This window comes from Isoptericola sp. NPDC060257 (assembly GCF_042726645.1).
Lineage (GTDB): Bacteria > Actinomycetota > Actinomycetes > Actinomycetales > Cellulomonadaceae > Isoptericola > Isoptericola nanjingensis.
Map to the genome: position 1 here is coordinate 1 of NZ_JBHXAW010000188.1, position 8,874 is coordinate 8,874.

Annotated in this window: 18 protein-coding genes; all 18 read right to left on the minus strand. The window is 68.5% G+C overall.

Annotation, left to right across the window (positions count from 1 at the left end; translation table 11 throughout):
- Nucleotides 1-56 precede the first annotated feature (56 nt).
- The 18 genes from rplR to rpsJ all read right to left on the minus strand — a co-directional run bounded on the left by rplR (nucleotide 57) and on the right by rpsJ (nucleotide 8,434).
- A complete protein-coding gene (rplR, locus tag ACFWEK_RS14870) occupies nucleotides 57-428 on the minus strand; it encodes a 50S ribosomal protein L18 (protein WP_429764754.1) in 372 nt (123 codons plus the stop codon).
- Nucleotides 428-964, minus strand: coding sequence for a 50S ribosomal protein L6 (gene rplF, locus ACFWEK_RS14875; protein WP_429764756.1), 537 nt, complete (start codon nucleotides 962-964; stop codon nucleotides 428-430). Before rplF ends, rplR begins: the two co-directional genes overlap by 1 nt.
- A gap of 20 nt (nucleotides 965-984) precedes the next feature.
- The gene (gene rpsH, locus ACFWEK_RS14880; RefSeq protein WP_429764758.1) at nucleotides 985-1,383 is read right to left on the minus strand and encodes a 30S ribosomal protein S8; all 399 of its coding nucleotides are present in this window, start codon (nucleotides 1,381-1,383) and stop codon (nucleotides 985-987) included.
- 73 nt (nucleotides 1,384-1,456) lie between these two features.
- Complete coding sequence (locus ACFWEK_RS14885) at nucleotides 1,457-1,642, minus strand: type Z 30S ribosomal protein S14 (RefSeq protein ID WP_013837851.1); 186 nt, start codon at nucleotides 1,640-1,642, stop codon at nucleotides 1,457-1,459.
- 1 nt (nucleotide 1,643) lies between these two features.
- On the minus strand, nucleotides 1,644-2,216 hold the full coding sequence (rplE, locus tag ACFWEK_RS14890; RefSeq protein WP_429727852.1) for a 50S ribosomal protein L5: 573 nt from the start codon (nucleotides 2,214-2,216) through the stop codon (nucleotides 1,644-1,646).
- Complete coding sequence (gene rplX, locus ACFWEK_RS14895; protein ID WP_429764760.1) at nucleotides 2,216-2,557, minus strand: 50S ribosomal protein L24; 342 nt, start codon at nucleotides 2,555-2,557, stop codon at nucleotides 2,216-2,218. The genes rplE and rplX overlap by 1 nt, the downstream gene beginning before the upstream one ends.
- 2 nt (nucleotides 2,558-2,559) lie before the next feature.
- Nucleotides 2,560-2,928, minus strand: a complete 369-nt coding sequence (gene rplN, locus ACFWEK_RS14900) for a 50S ribosomal protein L14 (RefSeq protein ID WP_079572436.1) — start codon at nucleotides 2,926-2,928, stop codon at nucleotides 2,560-2,562.
- Nucleotides 2,929-3,073: 145 nt separating this feature from the next.
- A complete protein-coding gene (gene rpsQ, locus ACFWEK_RS14905; protein ID WP_429764762.1) occupies nucleotides 3,074-3,364 on the minus strand; it encodes a 30S ribosomal protein S17 in 291 nt (96 codons plus the stop codon).
- 7 nt (nucleotides 3,365-3,371) lie between these two features.
- Nucleotides 3,372-3,611, minus strand: coding sequence for a 50S ribosomal protein L29 (rpmC, locus tag ACFWEK_RS14910; protein ID WP_079572432.1), 240 nt, complete (start codon nucleotides 3,609-3,611; stop codon nucleotides 3,372-3,374).
- Entirely contained in the window at nucleotides 3,611-4,030 is a 420-nt protein-coding gene (gene rplP, locus ACFWEK_RS14915; protein WP_380244191.1) for a 50S ribosomal protein L16, read from the minus strand. The genes rpmC and rplP overlap by 1 nt, the downstream gene beginning before the upstream one ends.
- Before the next feature lie 3 nt (nucleotides 4,031-4,033).
- A complete protein-coding gene (gene rpsC / locus ACFWEK_RS14920) occupies nucleotides 4,034-4,867 on the minus strand; it encodes a 30S ribosomal protein S3 (RefSeq protein WP_430547437.1) in 834 nt (277 codons plus the stop codon).
- On the minus strand, nucleotides 4,867-5,235 hold the full coding sequence (gene rplV / locus ACFWEK_RS14925) for a 50S ribosomal protein L22 (protein ID WP_079572426.1): 369 nt from the start codon (nucleotides 5,233-5,235) through the stop codon (nucleotides 4,867-4,869). Before rplV ends, rpsC begins: the two co-directional genes overlap by 1 nt.
- Nucleotides 5,236-5,293: 58 nt before the next feature.
- A complete protein-coding gene (rpsS, locus tag ACFWEK_RS14930; RefSeq protein ID WP_075829208.1) occupies nucleotides 5,294-5,575 on the minus strand; it encodes a 30S ribosomal protein S19 in 282 nt (93 codons plus the stop codon).
- Between the two features lie 15 nt (nucleotides 5,576-5,590).
- The gene (gene rplB, locus ACFWEK_RS14935) at nucleotides 5,591-6,427 is read right to left on the minus strand and encodes a 50S ribosomal protein L2 (protein ID WP_429764765.1); all 837 of its coding nucleotides are present in this window, start codon (nucleotides 6,425-6,427) and stop codon (nucleotides 5,591-5,593) included.
- Between the two features lie 29 nt (nucleotides 6,428-6,456).
- On the minus strand, nucleotides 6,457-6,759 hold the full coding sequence (gene rplW / locus ACFWEK_RS14940) for a 50S ribosomal protein L23 (protein ID WP_079572420.1): 303 nt from the start codon (nucleotides 6,757-6,759) through the stop codon (nucleotides 6,457-6,459).
- Nucleotides 6,756-7,454, minus strand: a complete 699-nt coding sequence (gene rplD / locus ACFWEK_RS14945) for a 50S ribosomal protein L4 (protein WP_430547436.1) — start codon at nucleotides 7,452-7,454, stop codon at nucleotides 6,756-6,758. The genes rplW and rplD overlap by 4 nt, the downstream gene beginning before the upstream one ends.
- A gap of 4 nt (nucleotides 7,455-7,458) precedes the next feature.
- On the minus strand, nucleotides 7,459-8,112 hold the full coding sequence (rplC, locus tag ACFWEK_RS14950) for a 50S ribosomal protein L3 (RefSeq protein ID WP_429764768.1): 654 nt from the start codon (nucleotides 8,110-8,112) through the stop codon (nucleotides 7,459-7,461).
- A 13-nt stretch (nucleotides 8,113-8,125) separates the two neighbouring features.
- Complete coding sequence (gene rpsJ / locus ACFWEK_RS14955; RefSeq protein WP_013837837.1) at nucleotides 8,126-8,434, minus strand: 30S ribosomal protein S10; 309 nt, start codon at nucleotides 8,432-8,434, stop codon at nucleotides 8,126-8,128.
- Between the last annotated feature and the right edge of the window lie 440 nt (nucleotides 8,435-8,874).

Consider the following 8,874-nt stretch of genomic DNA (forward strand, 5'->3'; position numbering starts at 1 on the left):
GCCCTGCAGCCATCAGAGGATCCTCATCTTCCGTGCGAAATCGCGGACGTCGGCCATCACAGCTCCAGCCCCGCTTCCCGGGCGCCGTCGGCGACCGCAGCCACCCGACCGTGGTACTTGTTGCCACCGCGGTCGAAGACCACGGTCTCGACGCCGGCGGCCTTGGCACGCGCGGCGACGAGCTCGCCGACCTTGCGGGCCTTCGCCGTCTTGTCGCCGTCGAGGGCGCGCAGGTCGGCCTCGAGGGTCGAGGCCGAGGCGACGGTCTTGCCGACCGTGTCGTCGACGATCTGCGCCACCATGTGGCGCGAGGAGCGGGTCACGACGAGGCGCGGACGCGCCGCGGTGCCCTTGATCTTCTTGCGCAGGCGCAGGTGACGGCGCTGACGAGCGACGGCCTTGCCCTTGCCCAGAACCTTGAGAGCCATCACTTACCAGCCTTTCCGACCTTGCGGCGGACGACCTCGCCGGCGTAGCGCACGCCCTTGCCCTTGTAAGGCTCGGGCTTGCGGATCTTGCGGATGTTCGCTGCGACCTCGCCGACCTGCTGCTTGTCGATGCCCGCGACCGAGAACTTGGTCGGGCTCTCCACCGCGAAGGTGATGCCCTCGGGTGCGGTCACGGTGACCGGGTGCGAGAAGCCGAGAGCGAACTCCAGGCTCTGCCCCTTGGCCGCGACGCGGTAACCGGTACCGACGATCTCGAGCTTCTTCTCGTAGCCCTGGGTCACACCGGTGACGATGTTGGCCAGGAGGGTGCGGGTGAGGCCGTGCAGCGCACGGGACTCACGCTCGTCGTCCGGGCGCGACACCACGAGGGAGCCGTCGTCCTGGGCGACCGTGATGGGGGCGGGCACCGCGTGCTCCAGGGTCCCCTTGGGGCCCTTGATGGTCACGAGCGCACCGCTGATGGTGACGTCCACGCCGGCCGGGACCGGAACGGGGAGCTTGCCGATTCGAGACATGGCGATATCTCCTTTCCGGATTACCAGACGTAGGCGAGGACTTCGCCGCCCACGCCCTTGGCCTGGGCCTGGCGGTCGGTCAGCAGGCCGGAGGACGTGGACAGGATCGCCACGCCGAGGCCGCCGAGGACCTGGGGCAGGTTGGTGGACTTCGCGTAGACGCGGAGGCCGGGCTTCGACACGCGGCGGACGCCGGTGAGGGCGCGCTCGCGGCTCGGGCCGTACTTGAGGGTCAGGGTGAGGGACTTGCCGACCTTCGCGTCCTCGACGCTCCAGCCGGTGATGTACCCCTGCGCCTGCAGGATCTCCGCGATGTTCGACTTCAGCTTCGAGTGCGGCATGGTGACCGTCTCGTGGTGCGCCGAGTTCGCGTTACGCAGACGCGTGAGCATGTCTGCGATGGGGTCTGTCATGGTCATTGGGCTCCAGCCCTTCCTCGCCGGGGTATCCAGTCAGTGCGTGCGCACCGCCCGGACCTGCGGCGTAGTGGTTTTACCAGCTGCTCTTGGTGACGCCGGGGAGCTCGCCGCGGTGGGCCATCTCCCGCAGGCAGATCCGGCAGAGGCCGAACTTGCGGTAGACCGAGTGCGGACGGCCGCAGCGCTGGCACCGGGTGTAGGCGCGGACGGCGAACTTCGGCTTGGCGTTCGCCTTGTTGATCAGGGCCTTCTTCGCCATGTCAGTTCTCCTTGAAGGGGAAGCCGAGACGGCGCAGCAGGGAGCGGCCCTCGTCATCGGTCGTCGCCGTGGTCACGACCGTGATGTCCATGCCGCGGACGCGGTCGATCTTGTCCTGGTCGATCTCGTGGAACATCGACTGCTCCGTGAGACCGAAGGTGTAGTTGCCGTGCCCGTCGAACTGCTTCGGGCTCAGCCCGCGGAAGTCGCGGATACGGGGCAGCGCGATCGACAGCAGCCGGTCGAGGAACTCCCACATCCGGTCGCCGCGCAGCGTGACGTGCGCACCGATCGGCATGCCCTCGCGCAGCTTGAACTGCGCGATGGACTTCTTGGCCCGGGTCACCTGGGGCTTCTGCCCCGTGATCGCCGTGAGGTCGCGGATCGCGCCCTCGATGAGCTTGGAGTCCTTGGCGGCGTCACCGACACCCATGTTGACGACGATCTTGGTCAGACCGGCGACCTGCTGGATGTTCTGGTGGCCGAACTCCTCGCGCAGCGCCGCGATGATCTCCTCGCGGTACTTCTGCTTGAGGCGCGGGGTGGCCGGGGCCTCGAGAGTGGTCTCGGTCATCAGATGTCCTTCCCGGAACGCTTGGCGACGCGCACGCGGACGGTGCGGGTACGGCCGTCGCGCTCGACCTGCTCGGTACGGAACCCGACGCGCGTGCCCTTCTTGGTCTCCGGGTCGACGACCATCACGTTCGAGACGTGGATCGGCGCCTCGACGGTCTCGATGCCACCCGTGCGGGTGCCGCGAGCCGTCTGGCCGGCCTTGACGTGCTTGGTGACGCGCTGCACGCCCTCGACCACGATGCGGTCGGAGTCCTTGAGGACCTCGAGCACGCGGCCCGTCTTGCCCTTGTCGCGACCGGCGATGACGATCACCTGGTCGCCCTTCTTGATCTTCGCCATGGTCAGAGCACCTCCGGCGCCAGCGAGATGATCTTCATGAACCGCTTGTCGCGCAGCTCGCGCCCGACCGGGCCGAAGATGCGGGTGCCACGGGGCTCACCGTCGTTCTTGAGGATCACGGCGGCGTTCTCGTCGAACTTGATGTAGGAACCGTCGGGACGACGGCGCTCCTTGGCGGTCCGGACGATGACGGCCTTGACCACGTCGCCCTTCTTCACGTTGCCGCCGGGGATCGCGTCCTTGACGGTGGCGACGATCGTGTCGCCGATACCGGCGTAGCGACGGCCGGATCCACCGAGAACACGGATGCAGAGGATCTCCTTGGCACCCGTGTTGTCGGCGACCCGAAGTCGCGACTCCTGCTGGATCATCGATTGATCTCCTGTCGTCGAGCCGGTTCTCGTCCCAGGCTGTCCCGGGCGAGCCTTGCCGAACGGATAGTTGCTGTGGTGGCCGGGGCGGGCCGCATACGTGTGTCACGGCCTGCCCCGGCCGAAGGTCAGAAGACCTTCTGGATCACTTGGCCTTCTCGAGGATCTCCGTCAGGCGCCACCGCTTGGTCGCGGACAGCGGACGGGTCTCCATGATCTCGACCAGGTCGCCGATACCGGCGGAGTTCTGCTCGTCGTGCGCCTTCACCTTGGTGGTGGTGCGCAGGACCTTGCCGTACAGAGGGTGCTTCTTGCGGTCCTCGACCTCGACGACGATGGTCTTCTCCATCTTGTCGCTGACGACGTAGCCACGACGGACCTTGCGCGTGCTGCGCTCGGTCGTCTCAGCGGCCACCGCGTTGGTGTTCTCGCTCATCGATGCCTCACTCACTCACGCTCGGGGCCGTGCGGATACCGAGCTCGCGCTCGTGCAGGACCGTGTAGATCCGCGCGATGTCGCGCTTGACGGCCTTGATCCGACCGTGGGACTCCAGCTGGCCGGTGGCCGACTGGAAACGGAGGTTGAAGAGCTCCTCCTTGGCCTTCTTCAGCTCGGCGACCAGCTTCTCGTCGTCGAACCCGTCGAGGTCAGCGGGGGCCATGCCCTTGGTTCCGACTGCCATCAGTTCGCACCACCCTCGCGCACCACGAAACGGCACTTCATCGGGAGCTTGTGGATCGCGCGGCGCATGGCCTCACGGGCCAGCTCCTCGTCGACACCGGCCAGCTCGAAGACGATGCGGCCGGGCTTGACGTTGGCGACCCACCACTCGGGCGAGCCCTTGCCGGAACCCATGCGGGTCTCAGCGGGCTTCTTGGTCAGGGGACGGTCCGGGTAGATGTTGATCCAGACCTTGCCGCCACGCTTGATGTGGCGGGTCATCGCGATACGAGCAGCCTCGATCTGGCGGTTGGTGACGTAGGCGGGCTCGAGGGCCTGGATGCCGAAGTCGCCGAACGCGATCGTGGTGCCACCCTTGGCCGCGCCGGAGCGCTTCGGGTGGTGCTGCTTGCGGTGCTTGAGCCTGCGGGGGATCAGCATGACTCAGGCCTCCGTTCCGGACTCGGGGGCCGCAGCCTGCTCCGGCGCCGGGGCCGCGTCGGACGCGGGGGCGCTCTCGGCGGCCGGCTGGGCCTGACGCTCGGGGCGACGACCGCCACCACGGCGCTCCCCACGCTCCGGACGACCACCACGACCCCCGCGGGGGGCGGCAGTCGCCTGCTGCGCGGCGAACTCCTTCTCGGTCATGTCGCCCTTGTAGATCCACACCTTCACGCCGATACGGCCGAAGGTGGTGCGGGCCTCGAAGAAGCCGTAGTCGATGTTCGCGCGCAGCGTGTGCAGCGGCACACGACCCTCGCGGTAGAACTCCGAACGGCTCATCTCGGCGCCGCCGAGACGACCCGAGACCTGCACGCGGATGCCCTTGGCACCGGCGCGCTGCGCGGACTGGATGCCCTTGCGCATGGCGCGACGGAACGAGACGCGGCTCGCGAGCTGCTCGGCGATGCCCTGCGCGACCAGCTGCGCGTCGATCTCCGCGTTCTTGACCTCGAGGATGTTGAGCTGGACCTGCTTGCCCGTGAGCTTCTCGAGCTCGCCGCGGATGCGGTCGGCCTCGGCACCCCGGCGACCGATGACGATGCCCGGACGCGCCGTGTGGATGTCCACGCGGACGCGGTCGCGGGTGCGCTCGACCTCGACCTTGGAGATGCCGGCCCGCTCGAGACCGGTGCTCATGAGCTTGCGGATCGCCACGTCCTCGCGGACGTAGTCGCGGTACCGCTGACCAGGCTTGGTGCTGTCGGCGAACCAGCGCGACCGGTGGTCGGTGGTGATGCCGAGGCGGTACCCGTGCGGGTGAACCTTCTGCCCCACTATCGGGCCCCTTCCTTCTGCTCACGCGGTGCGACGACCACGGTGATGTGGCTGGTGCGCTTGAGGATCTGGCTCGCACGCCCCTGCGCCCGCGGACGGAACCGCTTGAGCGTCGGCCCCTCGTCGACGAACGCCGCCGAGACGAAGAGCTCCGTCTCGTCGAAACGCTCGCTGGCGCGGTCGGCCTTCACCCGGGCGTTCGCGACGGCGCTCTCCACAACCTTGCGGATCGGCTCGCTCGCCGCCTGCGGCGCGAACTTCAGCACCGCGACGGCCTCGGCGGCCTGCTTGCCACGGATGAGGTCCACGACGCGCCGGGCCTTCTGGGGCGTGACACGGACGAACCGCGCCTGCGCCTTGGCTTCCATTGCTGTCCTGCTTCCTTTTCTCAGACCGTCGGGGCCTGTCGTCCGGCTGACCCGGGGGTCAGCGGCGACGGCCCTTCTTGTCGTCCTTCACGTGGCCGCGGAAGGTTCGCGTGGGAGCGAACTCGCCGAGCTTGTGGCCGACCATCGCCTCGGTGACGAAGACCGGGGTGTGCTTCCGGCCGTCGTGCACGGCGAAGGTGTGACCGAGGAAGTCGGGCGTGATGACCGACCGACGGGACCAGGTCTTGATGACGTTCTTGGTCCCCTTCTCGTTCTGAGCGTCCACCTTCTTCTGCAGGTGGTCGTCGACGAAGGGGCCCTTCTTCAGGCTACGAGGCATCTGTCAGGCTCCTTTTCAGCGCTTCTTGCCGGTGCGGCGACGGCGGACGATCAGCTTGTCGCTCGGCTTGTTCGGGCGGCGGGTCCGGCCCTCGGGCTGGCCCCACGGGCTGACCGGGTGGCGACCACCGGAGGTCTTGCCCTCACCACCACCGTGCGGGTGGTCGACCGGGTTCATGACCACGCCACGGACGGTCGGGCGGACGCCCTTCCACCGCTTGCGGCCGGCCTTGCCCCAGTTGATGTTCGACTGCTCGGCGTTGCCCACCTCGCCGACCGTGGCGCGGCAGCGCAGGTCGACGTTGCGGATCTCGCCGGACGGCATGCGCAGCTGCGCGTACGGGCCGTCCTTCGCGACGAGCTGCACGGAGGCACCCGCGGAGCGGGCGATCTTCGCGCCGCCACCGGGGCGGAGCTCGACGGCGTGGATGACCGTACCGGTCGGGATGTTGCGCAGCGGCAGGTTGTTGCCGGGCTTGATGTCGGCGCCGGCACCGGCCTCGACGACGTCGCCCTGCGACAGCTTGTTCGGCGCGACGATGTAGCGCTTCGTGCCGTCCGCGTAGTGCAGGAGCGCGATCCGAGCCGTGCGGTTCGGGTCGTACTCGATGTGCGCGACCTTGGCGGGCACGCCGTCCTTGTCGTGGCGACGGAAGTCGATCACGCGGTAGGCACGCTTGTGGCCACCGCCCTTGTGACGGGTCGTGATGCGACCGGAGTTGTTGCGCCCACCCGTCTTGGACAGCGGACGGACCAGAGACTTCTCCGGCTGCGAGCGCGTGATCTCGACGAAGTCGGCGACGCTGGAGCCGCGGCGTCCGGGCGTCGTCGGCTTGTACTTACGGATTCCCATGGGTTAGTCCTCGATCTGCTCTCTGCGCCTCAGGAAGCCGGACCGCCGAAGATGTCGATCGTGCCCTCACGGAGGGTCACGATCGCGCGCTTCGTGTCCTTGCGCTTGCCCAGGCCGAAGCGCGTGCGACGCGCCTTGCCCTTGCGGTTGATCGTGTTGACCGAGTCGACCTTGACGCCGAAGACCTGCTCGACCGCGATCTTGATCTCGGTCTTGTTGGCCCGCGGGTCCACGACGAAGGTGTACTTGCCCTCGTCGAGGAGGTTGTAGGACTTCTCGGAGACGACCGGCGCGATCAGGATGTCGCGCGGGTCCTTCGTCACGGCGGTCACTTGGTGGCCTCCTCGGTCTCGGCCGCCTCGGACTCCGTGGCGACAGCCTTCACGCTCTTGCCCGTGGCCGGGCCGGCGAGGAACGCGGCGAGCGCGCCCTCGGTGAAGACGACGTCGTCGGAGACGAGCACGTCGTAGGTGTTGAGCTGGTCCGCGGTCAGCAGGTGGACCTGCTCGACGTTGCGGAGCGACAGGATCGTCAGCTCGTCCGAGCGCTCGGTGACCACGAGGACGTGCGTGCGCTCGGTGAGCGCCGCGATCGTCTTGACGGCGGTCCGGGTCGACGGCGCGCCGTCGAGGCCGAAGCCGGAGACCACGTGGACGCGGCCGGCGCGAGCCCGGTCGGAGAGGGCGCCACGGAGCGCGGCGGCCTTCATCTTCTTCGGGGTCCGCTGGTCGTACTTGCGCGGCTGCGGGCCGTGGACGGTGCCACCGCCGGCGAACTGCGGGGCGCGGGTCGAACCCTGACGGGCGCGGCCGGTGCCCTTCTGCTTGTACGGCTTGCGGCCACCGCCGCGGACGTCGCCGCGGGTCTTGGTGGCGTGCGTCCCCTGGCGGGCGGCGGCGCGCTGCGCCACGACCACCTGGTGGATCAGCGGGACGTTGGTGACGGTGTCGAACACCTCGGCGGGAAGCTCGGCGGTGCCGGCCTTCTTGCCCTGGGCGTCGAGCACGTCGACGGTCTGGTTGGCCATGGGGTCACGCACCCTTCGCAGCGGTACGCACGACGACGACGCCACCCTTGGGGCCGGGAACCGCGCCCTTGACGAGCAGCAGACCCTTCTCGGCGTCGACCGCGTGGACGGTCAGGTTCTGGACGGTCATGCGCTCGTGGCCCATGCGACCGGCCATCCGCAGACCCTTGAACACGCGCGACGGCGTCGAGGCGCCGCCGATCGAGCCGGCCTTGCGGTGGTTGCGGTGAGCACCGTGGGAGGCGCCGACGCCGGAGAAGCCGTGGCGCTTCATGACACCGGCGGTGCCCTTGCCCTTGGTGGTGCCGACGACGTCGACCACGGCACCGGCCTCGAAGGCCTCGGCGGTGATCTCCTGGCCGAGCGTGAACTCGGCGGCGTCCTCGGTGCGGACCTCGGCGACGTGACGACGCGGCGTGACGCCGGCCTTCTCGAAGTGGCCCTTGAGCGGCTTGGTGACCTTGCGCGGGTCGATCTGGCCGGCGGCGAGCTGCACGGCCGCGTAGCCGTCGGCGTCCGCGGAGCGGACCTGCGTCACGACGTTGGTCGGGACGGCCACGACGGTGACGGGGACCAGACGACCGGCGTCGTCCCACAGCTGCGTCATGCCGAGCTTGGTGCCGAGCACCGCGGTCACGTTCTTCTGCTGGTTGGTCATATCTATCCCAGCCTCAGAGCTTGATCTCGATGTTCACGTCGGCAGGCAGGTCGATCCGCATGAGCGAGTCGACGGCCTTCGGCGTGGGATCGATGATGTCGATGAGCCGCTTGTGCGTGCGCATCTCGAAGTGCTCGCGGCTGTCCTTGTACTTGTGAGGCGACCGGATGACGGTGAAGACGTTCTTCTCCGTCGGCAGCGGCACCGGACCCACGACCGTCGCACCAGCGCGCGTCACCGTGTCGACGATCTTGCGCGCCGAGCTGTCGATGACCTCGTGGTCGTAGGACTTGAGCCGGATGCGGATCTTCTGTCCCGCCATGGCGTCGTCTGACTCTCTCTCTCGAACCGCTACTGTCCGACCCCCGCGCTCGGGCGTGTCGCGCTAGGCGACGTACCCGGGCGCACACCGAACCGGCGTGGGGCCGTTGATTGTGGTCCGCGGGGCGGACCACGACGTTTGTCGGGCCTGTCGAGACATGTGTCCCGCGGGGCGCTCTAGCGCGTCGACAGCCGGCAACCCCGCGACCCCTCTCCGGGAGGGGATCCGCTCCAGGTGACGGGACCGTTCCGGAGATCCGGACCGGCACACGCACCGTGGTGCTACACACTGTTCGACACGAGAAAGAACGCGCCCGTGACAGGCAACCTGAACATCTTGCCACAGGGAACCCCGTGATTCCAAGCCGGAACGGGGTTCGACCGCTGTGACGCCGGACGCACCGCACCTCGGGCGGCACGCGCCGGGCGCGCAGGAGGCTC

Coding starts and splice junctions, on each gene's coding strand:
- rplF (WP_429764756.1), bottom strand. CDS start 964: ATGTCTCGAATCGGCAAGCTCCCCGTTCCGGTCCCGGCCGGCGTGGAC.
- rplV (WP_079572426.1), bottom strand. CDS start 5,235: ATGGAAGCCAAGGCGCAGGCGCGGTTCGTCCGTGTCACGCCCCAGAAG.
- rpsQ (WP_429764762.1), bottom strand. CDS start 3,364: ATGAGCGAGAACACCAACGCGGTGGCCGCTGAGACGACCGAGCGCAGC.
- rpmC (WP_079572432.1), bottom strand. CDS start 3,611: ATGGCAGTCGGAACCAAGGGCATGGCCCCCGCTGACCTCGACGGGTTC.
- rplE (WP_429727852.1), bottom strand. CDS start 2,216: ATGACCGAGACCACTCTCGAGGCCCCGGCCACCCCGCGCCTCAAGCAG.
- rplR (WP_429764754.1), bottom strand. CDS start 428: ATGGCTCTCAAGGTTCTGGGCAAGGGCAAGGCCGTCGCTCGTCAGCGC.
- rplP (WP_380244191.1), bottom strand. CDS start 4,030: ATGCTGATCCCCCGCAGGCTCAAGCACCGCAAGCAGCACCACCCGAAG.
- rpsJ (WP_013837837.1), bottom strand. CDS start 8,434: ATGGCGGGACAGAAGATCCGCATCCGGCTCAAGTCCTACGACCACGAG.
- rplC (WP_429764768.1), bottom strand. CDS start 8,112: ATGACCAACCAGCAGAAGAACGTGACCGCGGTGCTCGGCACCAAGCTC.
- rpsH (WP_429764758.1), bottom strand. CDS start 1,383: ATGACCATGACAGACCCCATCGCAGACATGCTCACGCGTCTGCGTAAC.
- rplB (WP_429764765.1), bottom strand. CDS start 6,427: ATGGGAATCCGTAAGTACAAGCCGACGACGCCCGGACGCCGCGGCTCC.
- rplX (WP_429764760.1), bottom strand. CDS start 2,557: ATGGCGAAGATCAAGAAGGGCGACCAGGTGATCGTCATCGCCGGTCGC.
- rpsS (WP_075829208.1), bottom strand. CDS start 5,575: ATGCCTCGTAGCCTGAAGAAGGGCCCCTTCGTCGACGACCACCTGCAG.
- ACFWEK_RS14885 (WP_013837851.1), bottom strand. CDS start 1,642: ATGGCGAAGAAGGCCCTGATCAACAAGGCGAACGCCAAGCCGAAGTTC.
- rplD (WP_430547436.1), bottom strand. CDS start 7,454: ATGGCCAACCAGACCGTCGACGTGCTCGACGCCCAGGGCAAGAAGGCC.
- rplN (WP_079572436.1), bottom strand. CDS start 2,928: ATGATCCAGCAGGAGTCGCGACTTCGGGTCGCCGACAACACGGGTGCC.